We start from the raw sequence: 25,082 nt of genomic DNA on the forward strand, positions 1-25,082 counted from the left end.
TATTACAATTAAAGATGTAGAATATCTTTATATAAAATTATTAAGGATGCATTCATTTTTGCTAATCCATGAACTGGTGACAAAGGGTGCAATTGATGCTGAACCCTGCGGGCTTCATATATGTTTGACCAGATTAAAGCGCTATTGTAAATATATGTATAGAAAGAATAAAGTACGTATGCTCATTATTCTATATGGAATTTTATGGTTTCTAATTTGCTCATTTATAGTTAATTATTAAAAATATTCAGTATTGTTGCAAATAAAAGTTTAGCAAAAATCAATAGTAATAATTTACAGGTATAACCTGCACCCATAAGAAAATTATGGTTAACGTTAGAGAAAAGGGGAGTGACCACCTAAGCCTAACAATATTAAATTTAAAAACTTAATATGACGAAACCTTACCAAACATACACTGGATGTAGAAATCAACGTACTCTCTCTTCCAATTAAACCGCTTTCGTTTGCGACCTGGAGGTTTTACAGTGGATAGAGACTTTTTAAGGTAGGCAATGGTATTCCACAGTCCGCCTGCAATGAGTCTTACCATCTCCAAGAAGTTATGATTGGTACCCACCAGAATATGCATGAGTTTTAACAAGCAAAACAGAATCAATGCCGTGTAAATCTGGTTTAAGACTGCATTAAAACTGGTACCATAAAACTTCTTGATTTTAAGATGCTGCTTTATCCACTTAAAGAATAGCTCTATCTGCCATCTTAGACGGTAGATTTCAGCTATTTCCTCACCTGTAAGGTCAAAGCGGTTTGTGGCTATATAAAAGGGCTCACCTGTAGAAGAGTCGATTACTTCCACAACTCTCAAGGAGTGCTGCATCTTTGTATAAAAGCCACCGAGAATTACTTCTTTATCAGATAGTACAGGGCCTCCCTGGGATATTGAGTTTATACTAACTAACTCCATTACAGCATTCTTTTTAAGCCTTGTGATAAAGAATATATCCTCCTTGCAGTACCTGTCAAACTCTTTGTAGTCTAAATAGCCGCGGTCAAATATATATGTGATGTTGGGTTTGGTAATAAGGGAATCCATCTTCTCTTTGTCATGTATAATACCCTCTGTCACTATAATCTGATCCGGGTAACCTAAAAGAACATCGTACAGGGTATGCACCTTGACTGCAGCTTTAGTTTCCCGATAGTCAGCCCAGGGAAAGAGAGAGATACAAAGCCTTATTATAGTAGCGTCCAGTATCTTTAGCGTGCCCCAGCTACCAGGTATGATACGTATACCGTGATGCTTTTTAAGTTTAGCAAGAACAGCTTCAAATATCCTTCTAAAAACATCCGGATCACGGTCGCTGTTTTTGCGGGATAGCTGTGAAAAACTTATTGTGCCAGTATATTTCTGGAGTTTCTGGTCAGCCATAATACCTGTAACAATATCCCTAAGGCTGTCTTTCTGGACCAAGTGTGCATACATCATAGTATTCAGTTGCCGAAGAACAGTAAATTTCTTGGTTCCGTGGTCTGCATCGGTTTCGTCAACGGCTTTTTCCAGTAAGTTCATTGGTAAAAAGCCTTTTAAAGTTTCAAAAACTGTAGTACAATCATTCATGTTTGTTAACTCCTTCGTTAATAGAATGTGGTTGGTTGGGTACTACCACTAATATTAACAAGGAGTTTTCATTTTACCAACAGGTATTTATTACCGTTGATTTTTGCTAAAAAATTTTATGCAACAATACTGAAAAATATTACAAAAGAGGGATGATATGGCCACAATAAAAGATGTAGCACAAAAGGCGGGGGTAACCGTAACAACTGTTTCTCGCGTTTTAAATAATAGAGGTTATATAAGTGACGCTACGAGACAAAAGGTATATAAGGCAATGGAAGAGTTAGACTATCAACCAAATGAAATCGCCCGTTCGTTATACAGAAGAAAATCCAACATCATTGGACTTATTATACCTACTGTCTCACATCCGTTTTTTGGAGAATTATCTAATTATATAGAATACTATGCCTATAATTACGGTTATAAAATATTATTATGCAATTCCCAGCTTGACAGGACAAAAGAAAGAGAATATATAGATATGCTGAAAAGACATCAAGTTGATGGCATAATAATGGGGAGCCATACTTTAGAAGTAGATGAGTATATAAACTTAAATTTGCCTATAGTAACATTTGATAGATGTATTTCAGACAACATCCCTTATATTTCATCAGATAACTATCAAGGGGGTAAATTAGCAACAAACCTGTTAATAGATAAGGGATGTAAAAAAATAGCACATATTTGCGGTAATTTAAAATTAAACCTGTTAGCAAACAAAAGATATAAAGCTTTTATTGATATGGCTGTTGACAGAAACATAGAGCACATAACCGTTCAAACAGATATAAAAGTATTTGATATTAATCAATACGAAAAACTGATTTATAATTTATTTAAAGACCATCCGGATATAGATGGAATATTTGCAAGTAGTGATATAATGGCCGCATATGCCATTAAAGTCTGTTCCCAATTCAATAAAAATATACCTGACGATATAAAGATTGTAGGTTATGACGACGTTAAAATAGCATCTTTAGTTATTCCGCAAATCACAACAATAAGGCAGCCAATAGAAGAGATGGGCAAATTAGCTATAGAATTAATTATCAAGCAAATAAATGACGAAAAAGTTTTGATGGAAAATATTTTTCCTGTTACCTTGGTGGAAAGGTATACAGCATAGATTTTCACTTAATATCAACCGGTTAATATATTTTTTTTAACCGGTTGATATATTTTTTAAAATGTTAATCGGTTGACATATATTATGTATAGGGTATATAATTAAATAAGTTCAATAGATGATTTCTAAAAGCGGCCGTCAAAAGAAAGGAGTAAATAAACATGTCAATTAAAAATGAAATAATGCTTATTACTTATGCTGACAGCATGGGAAAAAATTTAAATGAACTTGGAAGCCTTTTAAAAACACATTTTAAGGATGTTGTCAGCGGTGTTCACATTCTCCCCTTTTTTCCGTCATCTGCTGACAGGGGTTTTGCACCGCTTACGTATGAAGAAGTGGATGAAAGTTTCGGGACATGGCATGATATTGAAGACTTGAGCAAAGATTTCTATTTGATGTTTGATTTCATGATCAATCATATATCCCGAAGTTCAAAATACTATAAGGATTTCGTAAAAAACAAGGATAATTCACCTTATGCCGACTTTTTTATCCGGTATAAGGACTTCTGGCCCAATGGAGAGCCAACTCAGGAAGACATTGACATTATTTACAAGAGAAAACCCAGGGCTCCATATATTGAAGTAGAATTTGAAGATGGGACAACTGAAAAAATATGGTGTACCTTCGATAGTGAGCAGGTTGACCTGAATCTATCTGCCGAAGTCACCAGGAAGTTTGTAAGGGACTCTTTGGTACATCTGGCTAAAAAAGGTGCATCCATTATTAGACTTGATGCTTTCGCATATGCGACCAAAAAGATTGGGACAAATTGTTTCTTCATAGAACCTGATGTTTGGGAACTGCTTGACTATGCAAAATCAATATTAGAACCTTATGGCGTTGAAATACTGCCCGAGATACATGAGCATTACTCAATACAGTTAAAGCTTGCTGAAAAAGGATACTGGGTATACGATTTTGCTCTGCCCATGCTGTTGCTTTACACCCTTTACAGTGGCTCTAACAAGAGGCTTGTAAACTGGCTCAAGCAGTGTCCAAGGAAGCAGTTTACCACCCTTGATACACATGATGGAATAGGAGTGGTGGACGTAAGAGACCTTTTAAGCGATGATGAAATTGAGCAAACAAAAGAATACCTGTTTTCAAGGGGCGCAAACGTAAAAAGGATATACAATACAACAGCTTATAATAATCTTGATATCTACCAGATTAACTGCACTTATTATTCAGCTTTGGGAAATAATGATGACGCATACCTTTTGGCAAGGGCAATCCAGTTTTTTGCGCCTGGAATTCCCCAGGTGTATTATGTTGGGCTGCTGGCCGGAGAAAATGACATTGAGCTTCTTGAAAAGACCAAGGTGGGGAGAAACATAAACCGTCACTACTATACTAAGGAGGAGGTTGAGGAAAATCTCAAGAGGCCAGTTATAAAAAGGCTGTTCAACCTGATGAGGTTCCGCAACTCTTACCCCGCTTTCAATGGTGACTACAAGATTCTCGATACAAACGATGAGCAGTCATTGGAGATTTCATGGAAAAAAGACGAGTTTGAGGCAATACTGAAAGCTGATCTAAAGACTCACAAGTATACAATAAGCTACTTTGATCCTCAAGATAGAACTTATAGAAATTTAACTGACTGCTAATGAAATTTAATATGCAATATATATTTTTTGGTATTTATGTACAAAATAATTAATGCAATATATTGATTTAATTGTTTGTTAAGTAAAAAAAATATTACAAAACATATGTCAAACGGTTGACATATGATGTAGATTAGTTGTATAATAAAGTTAGACCATATAGTGGTTTGAAAAGACGGCCGTCAAACTATATAAATAACACTAAATACATTACATGATGCTCCTTACCCTAATGTAGCGTATCAAGTGTAATTTATAAAATTCAACACCTGAATTCTAAAAATTGTTAGGAGGATAAATAAATATGTCAAAGATTAAACTGTTATCCTTAATGATTTCGTTTATGCTGGTAATTTCTATGTTAGCTGGCTGTGGAACTGCTAATAAAAACCAATCTACAAACCAATCTGCAGAACCAGCAGGAAAAGAAGTTAAAATAACTTTACTTAACTCAAAAGGTGAAGTTCAGGCCCAATTAGAAGAAGCTGCAAAGGTATTTTCCAATGAAAATCCTGGCATAGTGTTGGAAGTTATCCCTTGTCCTGCAGGAGGTTCTCCTTTTGAAAAGGTTACATCCATGTATGCTTCAGGGAATGCGCCGTCTCTTGCTATGCTAGACCCGGGCGATATTGTTAAATTTAAAGATAAGTTTGTAGATTTTACTTCTGAAAAGTGGGTTGAAGATACTATTCCGGGTGTTGCTGACGCAGCTACCATCGATGGTAAATTGTACGGTTTTCCGTCTACAATTGAAGGTTTTGCATTAATATACAATAAGAAGGTATTGGATAAGGCTGGCGTTGATCCTGCTTCCATCAAGACAAGAAAGAGTCTAGAGGACGCATTCAAAAAGGTGGAGGCTTCAGGTGTAGCTCCTGTCGTCATTTCACCTATGGATTGGTCCTTGGGTGCACATTTTCTTTCAATTGCTTACGTAGATCAGGCTAAAGACGGTGATTCACTCAAGAAATTCATGCAGTCTTTAAAAGAAGGCAAAGCTGATTTGAAAAACAACAAGATATTTACCGGCTTAATGGAAACTTTTGATGTTTTGAAGAAATACAATATTGACAAAAATGATCCATTAGCAGGCACTTATGAAAGAGGTCCCGAATTATTAGGAAAAGGCACTGTAGGATTCTGGTTCATGGGCAACTGGGCTTGGCCGCAGATCAAGAGTTTTGACACTGCGGATGGACAATACGGATTTGTACCGGTGCCAATCAGCGATAATGCAGATGACTACGGTAACTCACAGATTATAAAAGGGACATCTAAGTTTATAGGTGTAGATAAAGAACAGAACTCACCGGAGCAACAGGCAGCAGCTAAGAAATTCCTAAACTGGATAGTATATGAAAAGAGCGGTCAGGATTTCTTGGTAAACAAAGCAAATTTCATTCCTGCTTTCAAAAATATTACATTGGAAATCCAGGATCCTTTGGGTAAATCCATCAAGGATTATATGACCCAAAATAAAGCAATGAATAGTATTGACACTTATTTTGCAATGCCGGCAGACCACTGGAAACAAGTAGGTGCCAGCATGCAGAAATATCTTGCAGGACAAAGTGACGTAGAAACTTTGGCAAAAGAAATAGAAGAGTACTGGAAACAAGCAAAATAAGAAAATTTAAAACTCAATAATAATAAATGACAATAAATAACGGATATGCGTAATTAAACCTATCCGTTATTTATTGTAAGGATTATGTTAATCTAAGGAGCATGGTCATGAATAAAAAAAATCGTATTCTAGATAATATTAAAACCTACTTGGTTTTTGCGGGGCCAACGACTTTTATATTCTTTACCGTTATGATACTTCCGTTTTTGTTTGGTATTTACTTGACATTTACCAACTGGGATGGAGTATCAAAGACCCTTAACTTTATAGGCTTGAAAAATTATGCGGTAGTTTTTGCCGATAAAGTTTTCTGGACATCATTCTTACTGACGTTAAAATATGTCTTTTTTACTGTGATTTTTATCAATGTAATCGCTTTCCTTTTAGCATTCATTTTAACCAGCGGGGTTAGAGGTCAAAACTTCTTTAGAGCAGGTTTTTTTGTACCTAATCTGATCGGGGGCATAGTATTAGGACTTATGTGGAGATTTATATTCTCAAATGCACTTGTGTATATTGGGAAAAAGTACGGCATCCAGATTTTTGAAGCTTCCTGGTTGGGAAACCCGAATAAAGCCTTCTGGGCTTTGGTAATTGGTACTGTGTGGCAGTATTCCGGCTATATGATGGTAATCTATATATCAGGATTTATGAATATACCCAAGGAACTTTTGGAGGCCTGCAGTATTGATGGTGCAAATGGTTTTGTAAGGCTGAAAACAATTATACTTCCCTTAATGGTCCCGTCTTTTATAGTATGTGTATTCCTAACGCTGCAAAGAGGGTTTATGGTATATGATATCAACCTTTCATTAACACAGGGAGGACCGTTTAAAAGTACTCAGTTGGTATCCATGCATGTCTATGAGAAGGCATTCCTGTCCCAACAGTACGGCATCGGCCAAGCTGAAGCGTTTTTCCTGTTCTTGATGGTGGCTGCTGTAACAATTACACAGGTATATTTTAGCAAAAAGCTGGAGGTGGAAGCATAATGCGGACTGCTAATGTATTAATGGGGAAAAAGAATAAATTAGTCAGTGCGGCTCAAATCGGGTTGCTTAGTGTTTTGTTTTTATTATATTTTTTTCCGTTCATGTTTGTAGTTGTTAATTCTTTTAAATCGACCAAAGAGTTTCTAACCAACCCGATTGCAATTCCATTAAAACTGGAATTTTCTAACTATATTACTGCTTTTGAAAAAATGCGCTATACCTATGCCTTTGTCAATTCACTCATTATTACGGTCCTAAGTGTAGCTTTGATAGCAATTTGTTCTGCCATGACAGCGCATGTATTTGTTAGAAAAAAATGGAAGATAAATACGTATATGTTTTTCATCATGGTGGCTTCCATGATTATTCCGTTTCAGGCCATTATGATTCCTCTTGTAAAGATATACGGTTCTATCGGAATGTTAAACAACAAATGGGCATTGATTTATATGTACATTGGTTTTGGAGCTCCTCTAGCAGTGTTCATATACCATGGATTCCTTAAAAGCATCCCTTTAGAACTGGAAGAAGCGGCAATGATAGACGGATGCAGTAAACTACAGATATTTTTCAAAATAGTATTTCCATTGCTAAAACCTACAACAATGACAATTGTTATCCTGGATATGTTATGGATATGGAACGATTTCCTTTTGCCTAGTCTTGTATTAATTAATCCGATTAATAGGACGCTGCCTTTGTCAACCTTCTACTTTTTCGGTACCTATACTGTAGATTATGGTTTATTGATGGCTGGTTTGATGATGACAATGATTCCGGTAATCGTGGTGTATCTGTTCTTACAGAAGCACATTATAAAAGGCGTAATGCAGGGTTCTATCAAATAATGATTGAAGGGTATGATTGATTATAATTAGCAGAATAAATAAAGCAACTATTTATGCAAAGGCATTTCATCAAGCCTCACCACAATGTCCTGTAGTGGTGAGGCTGAAAATTATACTTTTAATATCTCTTTGATTTTTGTTGCAGATATCTCATTGATTCTTCTTTCTCGTCTTGCCAGCTCCACGGTCTGAATACCCATCGCTTTATAGACTTCTAACCATGGTTTATAGTATTCTTGAAGTTTTATAATATGCTTCTCTATCTCCAATGAATCCAACCTTCATCTAATCTATACCTCCAAAAACAAAAATATCTTCCGGACATAAGTCAAGAAGGAATCATCAGGTTATTTACCTATAGGCTAAAGATATCATAAATGTGATCGTGTTGCAATCAAAATTGGATAAGAAGGTGCATTTAATTTGAGAATATTATTTCAGTAACTGAAAAATTAGTTGTATTATATTATTGCTAAAGGTATAATAAATATATGATTCAGTCATCGGGGGTGTAAACGGTGGAAGAAAAAATACTGGAAATATTAAAAAAAATGGATGCAAGGTTTGACAAAATGGACGCAAGACTTGACAGAATGGACGCAAGATTTGAAAAAGTCGAAGAGGAAATCGGAGAAATCAAGACAGAAGTTGTTGCAATCAAAACACAGCAGGAAGAAAATACTCTAATATTGAGAGCACTGGAGCATAAAGCTGATGTGAATAAGGCAGAACATGACAAGATGATACTGGAAATATCAGGGATAAGCGGTGACGTAAAAAGTCTGAGAAAGGATGTATCAAAAGTAGAAGTTGTATGATTTTATGCTATACTGAACAAAATAACTGAATAAGACAGTTCGAAACCATCCTGTCTATAAACAAAACTACGGGACAACTACCGGCAAAGGTAGTAAATTTGTATGCATAGGGACAGGTTTGTCCCTTTTTTGTTGCAAAAATTCGATGACAGGTATAATAAATGGATGAGGTAATTTACCTGGAGAATCCGCAGTTTAATGGAGTAGCAGGGTGGTGTTATTCTGGAGAAAGGGTGAGTGAAATTTGAAAAAGGCTGTAGTCCTATTATCAGGCGGTTTAGATTCAGCAACAGCTTTATATTTAGCGAAAGCAGAGGGTTATGAGGTTTACGCCATATCCTTTGATTATGGGCAAAGGCATAATAAAGAGCTTTTATGTGCGGCAAAGCTGGCAGAAAAAGCGGGAGTAAAACAGCATATTACTATTAAAACAAACATGGAGGCCTGGGGAGGGTCTGCGTTAACAGATAGAAGTATAGATATTCCCAAAGGAGATGAAAATAGAAAGGATATACCCGTAACATATGTCCCGGCAAGAAACATGATATTCCTTTCCTATGCAGCATCTTACGCCGAGACAATCGGTTCACAGGATATCTTTATTGGGGTAAGCCAGGTTGATTACTCAGGTTATGTTGACTGCAGACAGGAATTTATTAATGCAATGGAACATGCTATTAATATGGGAACGGTATGTGCAGTGGAGCATGGAAAAAAGATAAAGATACACGCACCTTTTATTCATATGAAAAAGTCGGAAGAAATACAGCTTGGGATGAAGCTTGGAGTAGATTACAGCTTTACCTGGTCGTGTTACAGGGGGGAAGATTTGGCATGTGGCGTGTGTGACAGTTGTGTATTAAGATTAAAGGCTTTCCATGAGGCAGGATATGGTGATCCTATAAAATATAAGGGGAATGGCAATGGTAAACGTATCAATCACTAAAGAATTTACATGGGATATGGCACATATGCTGGCAGGTCATGAAGGATTGTGTAAAAATATACATGGCCATACTTATAAGATGCAAGTTGAAGTAACAAGAAAGACAGGGGATTTAATAACTACTCCGGGAAATTCACAAGAGGGCATGGTTATAGATTTTAATCATTTAAAAAACATAGTCAAAGACAAGATCATCGACCCTCTCGATCATGCTTTTATGTATTGGTGCCAATCCCCCGATTCTTTGGAACATGAAATAGCAGAATTATTAAAAAAACATGGCAGGAAAATTGCTGTAGTGACATATAAGCCTACGGCTGAAGAGATGGCAAGAAATTTCCTGAAAATCTTAAGCCGGGAATTTGATAAACATGATATAATAATACAAAGTGTTAAGGTTTGGGAGACACCCACAAGCTTTGCAACGGCAAGGCAGGAGGGAAAATATGACAGTGAACAAATTTAAAAATGCTATCATACCGGTAGTTGAAATATTTAACAGTGTGTCTGGAGAAGGAATCTCTGCAGGGAGTATTGCAACCTTTGTTAGAGTGGCAGGGTGCAACCTAAGATGTAGTTATTGTGACACTACTTACAGTTATGACGAGTATAATGAAGACAATCAAATGATGACTCCTGATGAGATTGTTGACAGAGTAGCAGCTTTAGGATGTAAAGATATCATATGTACCGGAGGAGAACCATTAGAACTTCAAAAGCCTAAGAGATATTTACCACTTTATTTGGCTTCTAAAGGATTTAGAGTGAGAATAGAAACCAACGGCAGTTGTCCGGTGTATAGCAGTGAAGAGCTGGAGTGTTTTTTGAGAGGGGAGCGTTTGCCGGTACTATATTACGCCTTAGATATCAAGTGTCCCGGTTCTGGGATGTCTAAATATAATCTCTTTGAGCAGAATCTGGAGAAACTATATGAAGGTGATGAGCTTAAGTTTGTGGTAAGCCATCGGCAAGATATAGACTACGCCGTGAAAATAATAGAAAAGTATAAAGATATTTTAGCCTTAAATAAAGTAATCATTAATTTCTCTCCGGTATTTGGCCGGATAGAGCCTAGAGAACTGGTGGAAGTGCTAAAAGAAAAACATCAATATTTTTCAAATTATTCATTGCAGGTAAGGCTAAGTTTGCAGATTCATAAAATCATATGGCCGGCAGATACAAAAGGCGTATAAGTTGGACAAGTAAAGAATTTATAGAGATATAAAAATTTAAAAGGAGAAAGATTCAATGATAGATCAAGAAAAGATTCGAAAAGCCATGCGGATGATGATAGAAGCTATAGGAGAAGACCCTGATAGAGAAGGACTTAAAGATACGCCCGACCGCGTGGCCCGAATGTATGCAGAAATATTTAGCGGATTATGGGAAGACCCAAAGGAATATCTTCAGGTGTGCTTCAGTGAAGACCATGAAGAAATGGTACTGGTCAAAGATATTCCATTTTATTCTATGTGTGAGCATCATTTTCTTCCGTTTATAGGTAAGGCCCATGTTGCATATATACCGGCAAAAGGTAAAATAACCGGCCTGAGCAAGCTGGCCCGAGTGGTGGATAGTATTGCCAAGAGGCCGCAGTTGCAGGAACGTTTGACGGGTGAGATTGCCGATGTATTGATGGAGTGTCTGGAACCGCAAGGTGTAGCAGTTGTGATAGAGGCAGAGCATTTGTGCATGAGTATGAGAGGTATAAAAAAGCCCGGCTCTAAGACTGTTACATCGGCAGTCCGAGGTATCTTTAGGAGTAATGCCAAAACACGGGCAGAGGCTTTTGCATTAATAAAGGGGTAGGAGAGGTTTTAGTGAAAAGGATTGCCAAAATACTTGAGAATCCTCAATATATTGATTATTTAAATCGGAATGCCGAGGCTGAAAAGGACAGGGTGTTTTGTCATCATGACCTTTGTCATGCGGTTGACGTCGCAAGAGTAGCCTATATAATGGTATTGGAAAATAGGCTTATGATAAAAAAAGATATAATCTATGCTGCAGCTTTACTGCATGACATAGGGCGGTGGAAAGAGTATGCCCAAGGGCTTGACCATGCAGAAGTAAGTGCCCAACTGGCGGTGGATATATTGATAGATAGCGGGTTTAACAGTGAGGAAAGAGATTTTATATTGAGGGCCATACGGGATCACCGTAAGGATGGCAATCAAAGTACATTTTTTAGTTCGGTACTGTATAAAAGCGACAAAATGTCTCGACTGTGCAATGAATGCCTTGCAAGAGAACAGTGTAAACGCTTTTCGGATGGAAGACAGCCGGAGTTATATTATTGATAACAGAGTGGACTTCTCCAAGTTCCTAGCTATTTTTATATTAACGTCCATGCCGGGCGCACCCGGCAGGCTTCGACATGGGGACGGTTCCTCAGTCGCATGAAAAGCGCATTCGACAGACGAACCGTCCCCAAGTCGCATCCCCTGCTAAACCGGACTTTTTCTGTGGTTTCGGTTTTACTCCCCACTCCCCACTGTTCACTCCCCACTATTTTCATATTACAAAGGAGGATAAAACTGTATGACTAGGCAATTACACATAGGTAACAAAACATGGTGCTGGGGCCAGCGTACATATATCATGGGTATATTGAATGTTACACCCGATTCTTTTTCGGACGGCGGCCGTTTTTTTGGCCATGATGCTGCTATAGAGCGTGCCCGGCAGATGGTAGACCAGGGAGCTGATATCATAGATGTAGGAGGAGAGTCCACACGGCCGGGTTTTGAGCCGGTATCGGCTGAGCAGGAGATGGAAAGGATTGTGCCTGTGATAGAGAAGTTGGCCCGGGATATGGATATACCTATATCTGTGGATACATACAAAGCCAGGACGGCTGAGGCGGCTATACAGGCCGGTGCACACATGCTTAATGATATATGGGGTCTAAAGGCCGACCTTGAAATGGGGAGTGTTGCAGCCCAATACCAAGTACCAGTATGCATCATGCACAATAAAGTTAATGCTGAATACGACAATATTATAGAGGATATGATTAGGGAGTTATCCGAAAGCATTGAGATAGCACTAAAGGCCGGCGTGAAGGATGAGAATATTATCATAGATCCCGGCATAGGATTTGGAAAGACTTGGGAGCATAACTTACAAGTTATGCGAAATCTGGAACAATTTAAACGGTTGGGTTATCCTGTGCTTTTGGGGACATCCCGCAAATCGTTTATAGGCAAGGTGCTTGACCTCCCGGTGGAAGAACGGTTGGAAGGAACCATAGCTACTACGGTGGCAGGTATTATGAAAGGTGTAGATATAGTGCGTGTACATGACGTACTGCAGAATAAACGTGCAGCTATTATGACTGATGAGATGGTGAGATAGATATGGATAAAATAATTATTGAAGAATTGGAGGTATATGCTTATCATGGCGTGGCACCCGAAGAAAAAGCCCTGGGGCAGATGTTTATTATATCGGTGGAAGTAACTGCTGACCTTAAAGCGGCAGCCTGTGCTGATGAACTGTCATATACCATCAACTATGGCAATTTATGTGCTGATATAGAGAAAGTGCTGACATCCCGCAAGTATGAACTAATAGAGGCCGCTGCTATGGCGGTGATTGAGCGGATACTTGATAACTATCCGGCTGTGATGTCTGTTAAAGTCTTACTAAAGAAGCCGTGGGCCCCTCTAGGGCGCCACTTGAAATATGTTGCAGTGGAAATGGAGCGCCGGCGTGGCAGTTAATAAGAAGAGAGGTAAATATGTATAAAGATAAAATAAAAGCTTATTTAGGCATAGGGTCTAACATAGGAGACAGGCAGTCCAATCTGGACGCAGCTGTCGGTATGCTGCGGCATACCAGGGGCATAGAAATAAGGAATGTTTCTTCATTTTATAATACGGCTCCAGTAGGATATACAGCTCAACCCGACTTTCTAAACGGAGTTGTCGAGATAGAAACCATTCTTACCCCACATGAGCTTCTAAAAATATGTCAAACAATAGAGGACAAATTAAAACGGGTGCGTACCATACGATGGGGACCCCGTACTATAGATATAGATATACTGCTGTATGATGAATTAATTATACAGGATGAAAATCTTATTATTCCCCATCCGCATATGCACCAAAGGGAATTTGTATTACAGCCGCTTAATGATATAGCTCCAGAAGTCATCCACCCGGTTTTTAAAATGACGGTATGCAAGCTGTATGAACGTTTGAAATCTAAATAAATCCGGTATAAGCCGACGGCAAGACATGGGATATATGATGGTACTCAGCCGTGAGGAACCGTCCGAAACTGCTGAAAAAGTGCTTGAGTGCTCAGGGCTTCGACATGGGGACAGTTCCTCAGTCGCATGAAAAGCGCATTCGACAGACGAACCGTCCCCAAGTCGCAGCCCTTCTTCCTGCTGAACCGGACTTTTTCAGTGATTTTGAACCGTTTCGTTTACATGTCGAAGCCTTGACCAATTAAGTATACTTTCATCATTTTTGTGCCGGTTAGTTAGAATAGAGGTGAAAAAGATGGACACAAGAATAGCTGTTGTGGGAATTGTAGTGAGCAACAGAGAAGAAGAAGCAAAAAAAGTAAATGACATATTATCGAGTTACGGCCATCTTGTTGTAGGACGGATGGGCATACCCTATAAAGATAGAGGCGTTTCGGTTATTTCTCTAATTGTAGATGGGACTACCGATGACATCGGAGCACTGACCGGAAAACTGGGCAATATCAAAGGTGTAAAAGTGAAGTCGGTAGTAGCGTATTGAATTGACTTTTATTTGTTTAATGTTATAATATAAATGCGCAAAATATATCAGTAGGGAGGGATTGTCTTGAAATTCACGAAAATGCAAGGCATTGGTAATGATTATGTATATGTAAATTGTTTTGAAGAAAAAGTTGAAAATCCATCAGGGGTTGCAGTTAAGATAAGTGATAGACATTTTGGTATAGGCTCAGACGGCTTGGTGTTAATTATGCCTTCAGATACAGAGGACTTCAAAATGAGAATGTTTAATTCTGACGGGTCAGAAGCCGAGATGTGTGGAAATGCTATTCGATGTGTGGGTAAGTACGTATATGATAACGGCCTGACTGATAAAGATACTATTTCAATAGAAACCCTTGCCGGGACTAAGATCCTTAAGATGGAAATTGAAGATGGCAAGGTAAAGATGGTAAGAGTAGATATGGGAGAGCCTATTCTTGAGCCGGAAAAAATACCCGTGATACATGCTAAAGAAAGATTTGTTAATGAAGAAGTTGAAGTGGATGGAGAAAAATACAAGGTTACCTGTGTATCTATGGGTAATCCACATGCAATAATTTATATGAAAGATATAGATAATCTAAAAATAGAAGAGATTGGTCCCAAATTTGAACATCACAAAATTTTCCCAAGAAGGACTAATACTGAATTTGTAGAAGTGATTGACCGGCAAACATTAAAGATGAGAGTATGGGAAAGGGGAGCCGGGGAAACCTTAGCTTGCGGTACAGGGGCTTGTGCTGTATTAGTAGCATCAGTACTGAACGGAGTAAGTGAAAGAAAAGCAACTGTCAAGTTAAAAGGCGGAGACCTTTTAATTGAGTGGAGCCAAGAAGACAATCATGTATACATGACAGGACCTGCGGTAAAAGTATTTGATGGGGAAATAGAGATTTAGATACAGATATAGATAAAGAGACTTGATGAGAATAAGATATTAATATTTATCTATATATAATGTGATAATGATTTTACATGTGTTTAATATAGAATAAAGAGAGGATGAATGATAATGGCTTTAGTAAATGAAAATTACCTGAAACTACCCGGCAGCTACCTATTTGCTGAAATTGCAAGAAGGGTAAGCAGCTTCCAGAAGGAAAACCCAAATGCAAAGATTATAAGATTGGGAATAGGTGACGTTACCAGACCACTTCCGCCTGCTGTTATTGAAAACCTGCATAAAGCAGTGGATGAAATGGCTCATGCAGAAACCTTCAGAGGATACGGCCCGGAGCAGGGCTATGCTTTTCTTATTGAAAAAATCATCCAATTTGATTATGCACCACGGGGAATCAAACTGGATGTAGATGAGGTATTTGTAAGCGATGGTTCCAAGAGCGATACAGGAAATATTCAGGAGATATTTGGTGTAGATAATGTTGTTGCTGTAACTGACCCTGTTTATCCCGTGTATGTAGATACCAATGTAATGGCCGGGAGAGCAGGCGAACTAACTGAACAGGGGAAATGGAGCAAAATTGTTTACATCCCATGTACTGCCGAAAATAATTTTGTACCTGCCCTGCCTGACCAAAAGGTTGATTTGATTTATTTGTGTTTCCCCAATAACCCTACAGGTATGACCATAACAAAAGAAGAGTTAAAGAAATGGGTAGACTATGCAAAAGCTAATAAAGCCATTATTCTCTATGATGCAGCTTATGAAGCTTACATACAGGAAGCAGATGTGCCTCACAGCATCTATGAAGTAGAAGGTGCAAAAGAAGTTGCCATCGAGTTTAGAAGCTTTTCAAAAAATGCCGGATTTACCGGGACAAGATGTGCATTCACTGTTGTACCTAAAGAAGTAGTTGCATACACAAGTACAGGCGAAGTAGTGCAGTTAAACAAATTATGGAATAGAAGACAAACAACCAAGTTTAACGGAGTTCCATATATTATTCAAAAGGGTGCTGCGGCTGTTTATACTGAAGAAGGACAGAAGCAGATCAAAGCTTTAATAGATTATTATATGACAAATGCAAAAATTATCAGAGAAGGTTTATTGAGCCTGGGCCTTCAAGTATTTGGCGGCGTAAATGCCCCCTATATCTGGTTAAAGACTCCTAACGGATTGGATTCCTGGGCATTCTTTGACAAGCTGTTAAACGAAGCCAATATTGTAGGTACTCCAGGTGTAGGCTTTGGACCAAGCGGACAGGGATATTTCCGGCTAACTGCTTTTGGAAACAAAGAAAATACAGAAGAAGCTGTAGAAAGGTTTAAGACAAGGTTAAAACTGTGAAATAGTTCATCGTTAATAGTTCACAGTTGATGGATTTATGAAAACACTGAAAAAGTTACGTTTTTTAATGTTAATTGCAATTTTATAAATAGTATATTGCAAAAACAGCAATAAAGGTCTTGAAATTTATTTAAATATATATTATAATTAAGACACGAAATTAAATATTGGTTAGTAGGACAATGGCGTTCTCAGCAATCACTATTCAGGTGGTTTGTTTGAGTGCGCTTTTTTGTTATTTTGTTATTTTAATCTTTTATATTACGTTGTGCAGGAAACACAAATTAATATTTCATGTATTTTGTCATGTATTTTGTTGGTTTTGATGCGGTTTCCCCGGCTCCGCATCATGACATATACTTAATTTTAGATTTAAGACAATTAATTTACTCCCTAAAAGAAGCAATTATTTACAAAAACCCGTTTTTGTAAAAATTGCCGTTGTTTATAATTCCCCAGCAATTACACCGGACATAGCCAGAGCCGGGGCCGGCGTAATTGTATAAATGCATTGATAACTGGTTCTCTTGCACCAGTTTGTAATATGATAATAGATTATAATTTTGCAGTAAAATGCTGTGTTGTTTTGTTCAATAATAGCAATGATGTTATTATTTTTTAATTTCTGAATAATTGAAGTAAAATATTTATTGTTTTACAAGGATTAAGGAAGAAATTAACTTGTTGTGCTAGTTCATGTAGAAAGATTTGCGGAAGGGCTTAGAGATTATTAATGTAGTTTTCCTTTTGAAATAAACTAGTACAACAGGCTAAATTAAAATATTTGCATCATGGCTGTTATGGAACTTGAGTTTCATAGCAGCTTTAGTTTTATAATTAACCAACTTTAAAACTAAAAATTGCTGTATTAAAGTTGGTTAATTTCATCGATAACTACATTAATTTATTTTTAACTTAAATATTGGTTATCGATATATTCAAAGTACCAGACTTATATAAATAAGAATAGAAAGGTTGGCCAGTATGCAGTATCTTGGAATACCAAAAAAACAGGGACTTTATGACCCGAGATTTGAACACGATGCCTGTGGAATTGGTTTTGTGACAAATATTAAAGGTAAGAAGTCACATGAAATCATACGTCAGGCTATTACAATTTTATTAAATCTTACACATCGTGGCGGATGTGGGTGTGAGATCAATACCGGTGATGGTGCCGGCATATTGATGCAAATTCCGCATGATTTTTTTGTAAAAGTGTGCAGGCAAAGCGGTTTTAGCCTGCCTGAAGAAGGAGAATACGGGGTAGGAATGCTTTTTTTATCCCCAGACCCGCAAGAACGTGAAGAAAATGAAAAATGCCTTGAGAAAATTATTGAAGAAGAGGGCCAAAGTGTCCTGGGGTGGAGGACTGTACCTGTAAATGATATTTCCCTGGGAAAAGTTGCAAAAGCCGGTATGCCGTTTATCCGCCAGGTTTTTGTTAAAAAGAATGAGCAGATTACAGACCAACTTGCCTTTGAAAGGAAATTGTATGTAATCCGCAAGCGGGCGGAAAAAGCCATTCGTTATTCGGGAATGAAAGGCGGTCAATACTTTTATTTTGCAAGCTTTTCTTCTAGGACCATCGTCTATAAAGGGATGCTGACTCCCCAACAGGTAGAAGAGTTTTATCCCGACTTGCTGGATAGTGATATGAAAACAGCCATTGCCCTTGTACATTCACGGTTCAGTACCAATACATTCCCAAGCTGGGAGCGTGCACATCCTAACCGGTATATTATACACAATGGTGAAATTAACACCTTGCGGGGAAATGTAAACTGGATGCATGCCCGGGAGGCAATGTTTGAATCCGAATTGTTCGGTGATGATATCAAAAAGGTCCTTCCGGTAATTAATCCGGATGGCAGCGATTCAGCCATGCTGGATAATTGCCTGGAGATTCTTACACTTGCAGGGAGATCGCTTCCACATGCAGTTATGATGGCTATTCCCGAACCGTGGGAAAATCACGAGAGTATGAGTGATGAAAAGAGAGCTTTTTATGAATACCACAGCTGCATGATGGAACCATGGGATGGTCCGGCAGCCATTGCCTTTACCGATGGCACATATGTTGGTGCAGTACTGGATAGAAACGGTTTAAGGCCTTCACGTTACTATGTTACAAAAGACGACCTGGTAATTTTAGCTTCAGAGGTAGGGGTATTGGACATTCCGCCCGAAAATGTTTTGAAAAAAGAAAGGCTTCATCCGGGGAGGATGTTCTTAATTGATACAAAAGAAGGCAGGATCATTGAAGATGAAGAATTAAAGCAAAGCATTGCAGCCCAGCATCCTTACCGCAAATGGTTAAATGAGCATCTTATTGAGTTGAAAGATTTACCGGATGTGGAGCATGTACCGGCAAAAGAACACCAGTCGGTGCTTAAAAGGCAGAGGGCATTTGGTTATACTTCCGAAGAGCTCAAACTTATTATTGGACCTATGGCAAAAGACGGTATCGATCCGATTGGGGCAATGGGTACCGATACGCCGCTGGCGGTTTTATCTGACAAGCCTCAGCTGCTTTACAATTATTTTAAACAGCTTTTTGCCCAGGTAACCAACCCGCCTATCGATGCACTTCGTGAGGAATTAATTACTTCCACCATTACAATGATTGGTTCGGAAGGAAATTTATTAAATCCTGAAGCGAAGAGCTGCAGGCAGATTAAATTAAAGACACCTGTTTTGAACAATGAAGAACTGGAAAAACTAAGGGTTATCCAAAAAGATGGGTTTAAAGCCATTACCCTTCCTATACTCTTTAAAGTTGATGAAGATGGCAAGGCACTTGAAAATGCAATGGATGAGTTGTGCAGTGCAGCCAGTGCTGCGATAAAAGACGGATATAACCTGTTAATTTTGTCCGATAGAGGGGTTGATAATGAAAAAGCTCCCATTCCTGCACTTTTAGCTGTTGCAGGACTGCACCACCACTTAATCCGTGAAGGGACCCGTACAAAAGTAAGCATTCTGCTGGAATCCGGGGAACCTCGCGAAGTACATCACTTTGCCCTCCTTTTAGGATATGGAGTAAGTGCTGTGAACCCGTACCTGGCGTTTGAAACGATTGAAGATATGATTGGACAGGGATTGCTTACAGATATAACCTATGAAACTGCTGTCAACAAATACATCAAGGCTGTTACCAAAGGCGTGGTAAAGGTTATGTCCAAGATGGGTATCTCTACCATACAGAGTTACCAGGGAGCACAGATTTTTGAAGCACTTGGCCTTAATGAGGCAGTAATCAATAAATATTTTACATGGACGCCGTCCAGGATTGGCGGTATTGGCATCAAGGAAATCGCCAAGGAAGTAAAAATGCGTCATGACAGTGCCTTTGCAGAGAGACAGACAGATGTGAAAACCCTTGAAACGGGTGGAAATTACCAGTGGAGAAAAGATGGAGAATATCACCTGTTTAATCCTGAGACAGTCCACAAGTTACAGCAGGCATGCAGGACCGGTAATTATAACCTGTATAAGGAATATGCGTCGTTGATTAATGAACAATCACAAAGCCTTTGCACCATCAGAGGACTGCTGGATATGAAACTGGAACAAGAGCCTGTACCAATTGAAGAAGTGGAATCGGTAGAATCCATCTGCAAGAGGTTTAAGACCGGGGCTATGTCCTACGGTTCCATCAGCCAGGAAGCACATGAGAGTCTTGCTATTGCCATGAACCGTATTGGGGGTAAGAGCAATACCGGTGAAGGGGGAGAAAATCCTGAGCGCTTTAAACCTGATGCAAACGGAGACTCGAGATGTAGTGCCATCAAGCAGGTGGCATCGGGACGATTTGGTGTTACCATTGAATATCTGGTAAATTCCAAAGAGATACAGATTAAAATGGCACAAGGTGCAAAACCGGGAGAAGGCGGCCAGCTGCCTGGACGAAAAGTTTATCCATGGGTTGCTAAGGCAAGATATTCTACGCCTGGTGTAGGATTAATTTCACCGCCACCGCACCATGATATTTACTCCATTGAGGACCTTGCACAGCTTATTCACGATCTTAAAAATGCAAATAAGGATGCAAGGATAAGCGTAAAACTTGTGTCAGAAGTTGGTGTAGGGACCATTGCTGCAGGAGTGGCAAAAGGGCGTGCTGATGTCGTATTAATCAGCGGTTATGATGGTGGTACCGGAGCATCTCCAAGGACTAGTATCCGCCATGCAGGACTTCCATGGGAACTTGGTGTTGCCGAAACTCATCAGACACTTCTTATGAATGATTTAAGAAGCCGAATTGTGATAGAAACAGATGGCAAACTTCTTACCGGACGGGATGTAGCTATTGCCGCATTGTTAGGTGCTGAAGAATTCGGTTTTGCAACTGCACCTCTTATTGTGCTTGGCTGTGTAATGATGAGAGTATGCCACCTGGATACCTGCCCGGTGGGAGTTGCAACACAAAACCCTGAATTAAGGAAGAAATTTATGGGAAGTCCGGACCATGTGGTAAACTTTATGAGATTTATCGCACAGGATTTACGGGAGTGGATGGCAAAACTGGGCTTTAGGACAGTAGATGAAATGGTTGGTCGTGTCGATAAACTATTGCCCAAAAAGGCTGTTGAACATTGGAAGGCAAAAGGTGTTGACTTGTCCGCCCTCCTGTATCAGCCTGAGGTGGATGAAAAGGTAGGCAGATATTGTACAATCAAACAGAACCACGAACTGGAAAAATCTCTTGATCAACAGATGTTACTAGCTATATGCGAACCGGCACTTAAATATGGTAAGCGGGTTGAAGCAACCCTGCCAATTAAAAACACGAACCGTGTCGTAGGCACAATTCTGGGAAGTGAAATCGCAAAACAATACGGTTTGAAAGGACTTCCGGAAGATACTATCAATTTATATTTTAAAGGTTCGGCCGGGCAGAGTTTTGGTGCATTTGTACCTAAGGGCGTTACTATGAAGCTGGAAGGCGATTCCAATGACTATATTGGAAAAGGACTTTCCGGCGGAAAAATTGTTGTTGTACCGCCAAAAGAAAGTACATTTGTGCCTGAAGAAAATGTCATTATCGGAAATGTTGCATTTTATGGTGCTACATCCGGTGAAGCGTATATCCGTGGAAGTGCCGGAGAACGCTTCTGTGTAAGAAACAGCGGTGTATATGCGGTAGTTGAAGCGGTAGGAGACCACGGATGTGAATATATGACCGGAGGACGCGTTGCGGTACTGGGTCCGACGGGACGTAACTTTGCAGCAGGGATGTCCGGTGGTATAGCATACGTTCTGGACGAAAAAGGTGACTTTAAGAAACGGTGCAATCAGGAAATGGTCCTTCTTGAAACGATGGAAAACGAAGAGGACATACAGGAATTAAAAGGCATGATCGAGCGGCATGTACTTTATACCGGAAGTGAATTGGGTGAAAAAGTTCTGGCAAATTGGGATGAGATGGTTAAAAAATTTGTAAAGGTTATTCCAAAGGATTATAAAGTAGTGCTTGAGGCATTGAAGAGAGTTCAGAAGGCTGGATTAAGCGGTGAAGAGGCGCTGATGGCAGCGTTTGAAGAAAATAATCGTGATGTGGCCCGTGTAAGTGGAAACTAAGCTGCAATCACAAGGATGGAGGACATGAGATGGGTAAACCAACAGGATTTATGGAATATTCACGTGAACTGCCTGTAGATCGTGCACCTTCCGAGAGGATTGGTGATTGGCAGGAGTTTCACGAGCATTTTGATGAAGAAAAGCTTAAAATACAGGGGGCGCGGTGTATGGATTGTGGTATACCGTTTTGTCACAGCGGTATACTCTTAAACGGTATGGCATCAGGCTGCCCTATCAACAACCTGATTCCTGAATGGAATGACTTGGTGTATAGAGGACTGTGGAAGGAAGCTATTGACAGGTTACACAAGACAAATAACTTTCCCGAATTTACAGGCAGGGTTTGCCCTGCTCCCTGTGAAGGTTCATGCACATTAGGAATGCTTGAGCCGGCAGTAACTATTAAAAATATTGAATGCCATATCGTTGATAGGGCTTTTGAAGAAGGATGGGTAGTACCTGAGCCGCCGCAGGTACGGACCGATAAAAAAGTTGCGGTTGTAGGCTCGGGACCTTCAGGACTTGCCTGTGCAGCACAGCTTAATAAAGCCGGACATTGGGTAACGGTATTTGAAAGGGCAGACCGCATCGGGGGATTGTTGATGTATGGTATTCCAAACATGAAGCTGGATAAAAAGATTGTACAGCGGAGAGTTGATTTACTGGCAGCGGAAGGTGTAAAATTTGTTACAAATACGGAAGTGGGTAAAGACTATCCGGCGGAAAAGCTGCTGTCAGATTTTGATGCCGTAGTGTTATGCTGTGGTGCTACAAAACCAAGAGACCTTGTGGTGGAAGGGAGAAATCTGGCAGGTGTGCATTTTGCAATGGAATTTCTCCATGCAAACACCAAAAGCCTTCTCGATTCCAATCACCAGGACGGCAATTACATCAGTGCAAAAGACAAAGATGTAATAGTTATTGGTGGTGGAGATACCGGGACTGACTGTGTAGCAACTTCCATACGGCATGGCTGCAGAAGTGTTGTACAGCTTGAAATTCTGCCAAAACCGCCGGCACAGCGTACTGCCGATAATCCATGGCCACAGTGGCCTAAGATTCACCGTACCGATTACGGGCAGGAAGAAGCTGCGTCAATATTTGGAGAAGACCCCCGTAAATACTGTATTATGACCAAGAAGATTGTTGGAGATGAAAAAGGTGCGGTTAAAGAAGTCCATACGGTTAGTATCGAATGGACAAAAGATGAACAGGGAAGATTTATTCCAAAAGAAATCCCGGGTACCGAAAAAGTATGGCCGGCACAGCTTGTACTGCTTGCCATGGGCTTTACAGGTCCGGAAGACGCTATTCTAGAACAGCTTGGTATAGAACGTGACGCCCGTACCAATGTAAATGCTCCTTATGGGAAATTTACAACCAATATAAAAGGTGTATTTGCTGCAGGGGATATGCGCCGCGGCCAGAGCCTTGTGGTTTGGGCAATCAACGAGGGACGCGCTGCAGCCCGGGAGTGTGACCGGTACCTGATGGGGTCTACAAATTTGAAATAATTGAATTATTAAGACACGGATAATTAACTTTTTATACATTTTAAAAATTAATTTCTATAACCACAGAAGTATTAGCATGAATACTCTGTGGTTTTTTATTATATAGCAACGTCCAGTTTCGTAAGGGTAAATTTAATATATGTAGGCATTTAAAAGTTCATTTTTGTTTTGAAATTTTTATATATGAAGTTAATATGCGATCCAGTTTTCTACTTATTTCTAATATTTCTTCCTTGTTAGTGTCGGTATTATTTTTTTCCAGGTCCCAAACTAACTTTTTTAGCTCTTGTATTTCATTATTTATGTATTGTAAATTTTTATTTCTCATCTCAAAAACCTCTTTATAAATATTATGATTTACTATAATTAATAATACATATTGTTTTCTATTTCTTCCTTGTCAATATTTAAAACTTTTATGATATTATCCAGATATTTTTCACCGGAACGTTTTCCGCGAAGAATCATGCTTAAATATGCTTCTGAAGTTCCCACTTTCTCTGCTAACTTTTTTTGTGTCATATTTAATTCAATTAAACGGTTATTCACTAATTTGCCAAAGGGCGTTAGCTTTCTTTTTTTCATAACAGCTTCACCTTTCTTTTATAAAAAATACTGTTCTCGTTTGTTCAAAAAATATGATACAATAAAGCCGATTAAAAATTAATCATACTATATGCATACTTTAATAATATATCGGATTTCAGAGAATGTCAACCTTTTTTTCAATTTATTAACATAATTTTGCATATTTTCTCTATTAAAAGAGAAAAATGGAGGTGGTTCCTTGACTTCAATAGGAGAAAGAATTCGACTTGCCAGAAAAAAGAAAAAATTGACTTTAACAGATATAAAAAATTTAACAGGATTATCTACGGGAAATTTAAGTGAACTCGAAAATGATAAATTTATGCCTTCCGCCAGTGCATTAATTGCTTTGAAAAAAACATTGGATGTGTCTATCGATTGGATTTTGACGGGTGAGGAATCCACAGAGGGTCATTTGCCGGGAATACAAAAGGCTGAAAATGATGAAGAAAGCACTCATTATTTTATAAAAGAAGCCGAAAGTACAACCTATTTACTCAATGAAGATGAAAAAGAACTAATCAATGGCTATAGAAAATTGGATGAAGAAAAACGAAGGGATATTAAAGGATTTATCCATGTATGTTTGCAAAATACATATTCTTCTGCTCATGAGGAGCAGGAGGACAGTTTAAATGTTGATAGAGGCATTTAATTTTTTATGTATGTATGATTAATTTTTAATCATTTCCCATGTCGCGCTCCTGATCAGTTACATCAGGCATCCTTTGGTTAAGTATGACAAATAATTAATTATTTTTGCAATATTTTAGCTTATAAATTGCAAAACTATCAAAAAAGGTCTTGCGTTTTTTATAAACAT

The 25,082-nt window shown here is 38.8% G+C and carries 24 protein-coding genes and 1 pseudogene; 21 read left to right on the forward strand and 4 right to left on the reverse strand.

Going from position 1 to position 25,082, the window contains the following annotated elements; genetic code table 11:
* Positions 1-388: 388 nt before the first annotated feature.
* A complete protein-coding gene (locus CIB29_RS17260; RefSeq protein ID WP_094545964.1) occupies positions 389-1,582 on the reverse strand; it encodes an IS4 family transposase in 1,194 nt (397 codons plus the stop codon).
* A gap of 157 nt (positions 1,583-1,739) precedes the next feature.
* Between CIB29_RS17260 and CIB29_RS17265 the strand changes: the two genes are divergently transcribed.
* The 5 genes from CIB29_RS17265 to CIB29_RS17285 all read left to right on the forward strand — a co-directional run bounded on the left by CIB29_RS17265 (position 1,740) and on the right by CIB29_RS17285 (position 7,800).
* Positions 1,740-2,717 (forward strand): LacI family DNA-binding transcriptional regulator, encoded by a 978-nt coding sequence (locus tag CIB29_RS17265; protein ID WP_094551800.1) that lies wholly within the window; start codon positions 1,740-1,742, stop codon positions 2,715-2,717.
* Positions 2,718-2,878: 161 nt separating this feature from the next.
* The gene (gene gtfA / locus CIB29_RS17270; protein WP_094551802.1) at positions 2,879-4,333 is read left to right on the forward strand and encodes a sucrose phosphorylase; all 1,455 of its coding nucleotides are present in this window, start codon (positions 2,879-2,881) and stop codon (positions 4,331-4,333) included.
* 304 nt (positions 4,334-4,637) lie between these two features.
* Positions 4,638-5,960, forward strand: coding sequence for an ABC transporter substrate-binding protein (locus CIB29_RS17275; protein ID WP_094551804.1), 1,323 nt, complete (start codon positions 4,638-4,640; stop codon positions 5,958-5,960).
* Between the two features lie 107 nt (positions 5,961-6,067).
* A complete protein-coding gene (locus CIB29_RS17280) occupies positions 6,068-6,952 on the forward strand; it encodes a carbohydrate ABC transporter permease (RefSeq protein ID WP_094551806.1) in 885 nt (294 codons plus the stop codon).
* Positions 6,952-7,800 (forward strand): carbohydrate ABC transporter permease, encoded by an 849-nt coding sequence (locus CIB29_RS17285; protein ID WP_242965324.1) that lies wholly within the window; start codon positions 6,952-6,954, stop codon positions 7,798-7,800. The genes CIB29_RS17280 and CIB29_RS17285 overlap by 1 nt, the downstream gene beginning before the upstream one ends.
* Positions 7,801-7,910: 110 nt before the next feature.
* On the opposite strand, the gene CIB29_RS18740 is transcribed toward CIB29_RS17285, so the two are convergent.
* Complete coding sequence (locus CIB29_RS18740; protein ID WP_157910355.1) at positions 7,911-8,069, reverse strand: hypothetical protein; 159 nt, start codon at positions 8,067-8,069, stop codon at positions 7,911-7,913.
* Positions 8,070-8,318: 249 nt separating this feature from the next.
* Between CIB29_RS18740 and CIB29_RS17290 the strand changes: the two genes are divergently transcribed.
* The 15 genes and pseudogenes from CIB29_RS17290 to CIB29_RS17360 all read left to right on the forward strand — a co-directional run bounded on the left by CIB29_RS17290 (position 8,319) and on the right by CIB29_RS17360 (position 23,671).
* Complete coding sequence (locus CIB29_RS17290) at positions 8,319-8,618, forward strand: hypothetical protein (RefSeq protein WP_094551808.1); 300 nt, start codon at positions 8,319-8,321, stop codon at positions 8,616-8,618.
* Between the two features lie 244 nt (positions 8,619-8,862).
* On the forward strand, positions 8,863-9,564 hold the full coding sequence (gene queC, locus CIB29_RS17295; protein ID WP_094551810.1) for a 7-cyano-7-deazaguanine synthase QueC: 702 nt from the start codon (positions 8,863-8,865) through the stop codon (positions 9,562-9,564).
* The gene (locus CIB29_RS17300; protein WP_094551812.1) at positions 9,542-10,030 is read left to right on the forward strand and encodes a 6-carboxytetrahydropterin synthase; all 489 of its coding nucleotides are present in this window, start codon (positions 9,542-9,544) and stop codon (positions 10,028-10,030) included. Before queC ends, CIB29_RS17300 begins: the two co-directional genes overlap by 23 nt.
* The gene (locus CIB29_RS17305; protein WP_094551814.1) at positions 10,011-10,757 is read left to right on the forward strand and encodes a 7-carboxy-7-deazaguanine synthase QueE; all 747 of its coding nucleotides are present in this window, start codon (positions 10,011-10,013) and stop codon (positions 10,755-10,757) included. The genes CIB29_RS17300 and CIB29_RS17305 overlap by 20 nt, the downstream gene beginning before the upstream one ends.
* A 55-nt stretch (positions 10,758-10,812) precedes the next feature.
* Entirely contained in the window at positions 10,813-11,373 is a 561-nt protein-coding gene (gene folE / locus CIB29_RS17310; protein WP_094551816.1) for a GTP cyclohydrolase I FolE, read from the forward strand.
* An 11-nt stretch (positions 11,374-11,384) separates the two neighbouring features.
* Positions 11,385-11,864, forward strand: coding sequence for an HD domain-containing protein (locus CIB29_RS17315; protein ID WP_094551818.1), 480 nt, complete (start codon positions 11,385-11,387; stop codon positions 11,862-11,864).
* Positions 11,865-12,105: 241 nt separating this feature from the next.
* Positions 12,106-12,921, forward strand: coding sequence for a dihydropteroate synthase (gene folP / locus CIB29_RS17320; RefSeq protein ID WP_094551820.1), 816 nt, complete (start codon positions 12,106-12,108; stop codon positions 12,919-12,921).
* Positions 12,922-12,923: 2 nt separating this feature from the next.
* The gene (gene folB / locus CIB29_RS17325; RefSeq protein ID WP_094551822.1) at positions 12,924-13,289 is read left to right on the forward strand and encodes a dihydroneopterin aldolase; all 366 of its coding nucleotides are present in this window, start codon (positions 12,924-12,926) and stop codon (positions 13,287-13,289) included.
* A 17-nt stretch (positions 13,290-13,306) separates the two neighbouring features.
* Complete coding sequence (gene folK, locus CIB29_RS17330; RefSeq protein ID WP_094551824.1) at positions 13,307-13,783, forward strand: 2-amino-4-hydroxy-6-hydroxymethyldihydropteridine diphosphokinase; 477 nt, start codon at positions 13,307-13,309, stop codon at positions 13,781-13,783.
* 295 nt (positions 13,784-14,078) lie between these two features.
* A complete protein-coding gene (locus CIB29_RS17335) occupies positions 14,079-14,324 on the forward strand; it encodes a TM1266 family iron-only hydrogenase system putative regulator (RefSeq protein WP_094551826.1) in 246 nt (81 codons plus the stop codon).
* Positions 14,325-14,390: 66 nt separating this feature from the next.
* Positions 14,391-15,224 carry a diaminopimelate epimerase gene (gene dapF, locus CIB29_RS17340; RefSeq protein WP_094551827.1) on the forward strand — a complete coding sequence of 278 codons (834 nt, stop codon included), beginning with the start codon at positions 14,391-14,393 and terminating at the stop codon, positions 15,222-15,224.
* Between the two features lie 114 nt (positions 15,225-15,338).
* Positions 15,339-16,574 carry an LL-diaminopimelate aminotransferase gene (locus CIB29_RS17345; protein ID WP_094551829.1) on the forward strand — a complete coding sequence of 412 codons (1,236 nt, stop codon included), beginning with the start codon at positions 15,339-15,341 and terminating at the stop codon, positions 16,572-16,574.
* Positions 16,575-16,892: 318 nt separating this feature from the next.
* A pseudogene (locus CIB29_RS19710) lies at positions 16,893-17,074 on the forward strand (glutamate synthase-related protein); the annotation flags it as partial.
* Positions 17,075-17,558: 484 nt separating this feature from the next.
* A complete protein-coding gene (gene gltB / locus CIB29_RS17355; protein ID WP_094551831.1) occupies positions 17,559-22,157 on the forward strand; it encodes a glutamate synthase large subunit in 4,599 nt (1,532 codons plus the stop codon).
* Positions 22,158-22,186: 29 nt separating this feature from the next.
* Positions 22,187-23,671, forward strand: coding sequence for a glutamate synthase subunit beta (locus CIB29_RS17360; protein WP_094551833.1), 1,485 nt, complete (start codon positions 22,187-22,189; stop codon positions 23,669-23,671).
* Between the two features lie 157 nt (positions 23,672-23,828).
* Here the strand turns inward: CIB29_RS17360 and CIB29_RS18440 are convergent, their stop codons facing one another.
* Both CIB29_RS18440 and CIB29_RS17365 read right to left on the reverse strand, forming a co-directional pair.
* A complete protein-coding gene (locus tag CIB29_RS18440) occupies positions 23,829-23,999 on the reverse strand; it encodes a Spo0E family sporulation regulatory protein-aspartic acid phosphatase (protein WP_117434618.1) in 171 nt (56 codons plus the stop codon).
* 38 nt (positions 24,000-24,037) lie between these two features.
* The gene (locus CIB29_RS17365; RefSeq protein ID WP_094551835.1) at positions 24,038-24,256 is read right to left on the reverse strand and encodes a helix-turn-helix domain-containing protein; all 219 of its coding nucleotides are present in this window, start codon (positions 24,254-24,256) and stop codon (positions 24,038-24,040) included.
* A 202-nt stretch (positions 24,257-24,458) separates the two neighbouring features.
* Between CIB29_RS17365 and CIB29_RS17370 the strand changes: the two genes are divergently transcribed.
* On the forward strand, positions 24,459-24,914 hold the full coding sequence (locus tag CIB29_RS17370) for a helix-turn-helix domain-containing protein (RefSeq protein WP_094551837.1): 456 nt from the start codon (positions 24,459-24,461) through the stop codon (positions 24,912-24,914).
* Positions 24,915-25,082: the final 168 nt, after the last annotated feature.

The organism is Petroclostridium xylanilyticum, from assembly GCF_002252565.1.
GTDB classification, from domain to species: domain Bacteria; phylum Bacillota; class Clostridia; order SK-Y3; family SK-Y3; genus Petroclostridium; species Petroclostridium xylanilyticum.

Coding starts and splice junctions, on each gene's coding strand:
- CIB29_RS17260 (WP_094545964.1), bottom strand. CDS start 1,582: ATGAATGATTGTACTACAGTTTTTGAAACTTTAAAAGGCTTTTTACCA.
- CIB29_RS17265 (WP_094551800.1), top strand. CDS start 1,740: ATGGCCACAATAAAAGATGTAGCACAAAAGGCGGGGGTAACCGTAACA.
- gtfA (WP_094551802.1), top strand. CDS start 2,879: ATGTCAATTAAAAATGAAATAATGCTTATTACTTATGCTGACAGCATG.
- CIB29_RS17275 (WP_094551804.1), top strand. CDS start 4,638: ATGTCAAAGATTAAACTGTTATCCTTAATGATTTCGTTTATGCTGGTA.
- CIB29_RS17280 (WP_094551806.1), top strand. CDS start 6,068: ATGAATAAAAAAAATCGTATTCTAGATAATATTAAAACCTACTTGGTT.
- CIB29_RS17285 (WP_242965324.1), top strand. CDS start 6,952: ATGCGGACTGCTAATGTATTAATGGGGAAAAAGAATAAATTAGTCAGT.
- CIB29_RS17300 (WP_094551812.1), top strand. CDS start 9,542: ATGGTAAACGTATCAATCACTAAAGAATTTACATGGGATATGGCACAT.
- CIB29_RS17305 (WP_094551814.1), top strand. CDS start 10,011: ATGACAGTGAACAAATTTAAAAATGCTATCATACCGGTAGTTGAAATA.
- folE (WP_094551816.1), top strand. CDS start 10,813: ATGATAGATCAAGAAAAGATTCGAAAAGCCATGCGGATGATGATAGAA.
- folP (WP_094551820.1), top strand. CDS start 12,106: ATGACTAGGCAATTACACATAGGTAACAAAACATGGTGCTGGGGCCAG.
- folB (WP_094551822.1), top strand. CDS start 12,924: ATGGATAAAATAATTATTGAAGAATTGGAGGTATATGCTTATCATGGC.
- folK (WP_094551824.1), top strand. CDS start 13,307: ATGTATAAAGATAAAATAAAAGCTTATTTAGGCATAGGGTCTAACATA.
- CIB29_RS17335 (WP_094551826.1), top strand. CDS start 14,079: ATGGACACAAGAATAGCTGTTGTGGGAATTGTAGTGAGCAACAGAGAA.
- CIB29_RS17345 (WP_094551829.1), top strand. CDS start 15,339: ATGGCTTTAGTAAATGAAAATTACCTGAAACTACCCGGCAGCTACCTA.
- gltB (WP_094551831.1), top strand. CDS start 17,559: ATGCAGTATCTTGGAATACCAAAAAAACAGGGACTTTATGACCCGAGA.
- CIB29_RS17360 (WP_094551833.1), top strand. CDS start 22,187: ATGGGTAAACCAACAGGATTTATGGAATATTCACGTGAACTGCCTGTA.
- CIB29_RS18440 (WP_117434618.1), bottom strand. CDS start 23,999: ATGAGAAATAAAAATTTACAATACATAAATAATGAAATACAAGAGCTA.
- CIB29_RS17365 (WP_094551835.1), bottom strand. CDS start 24,256: ATGAAAAAAAGAAAGCTAACGCCCTTTGGCAAATTAGTGAATAACCGT.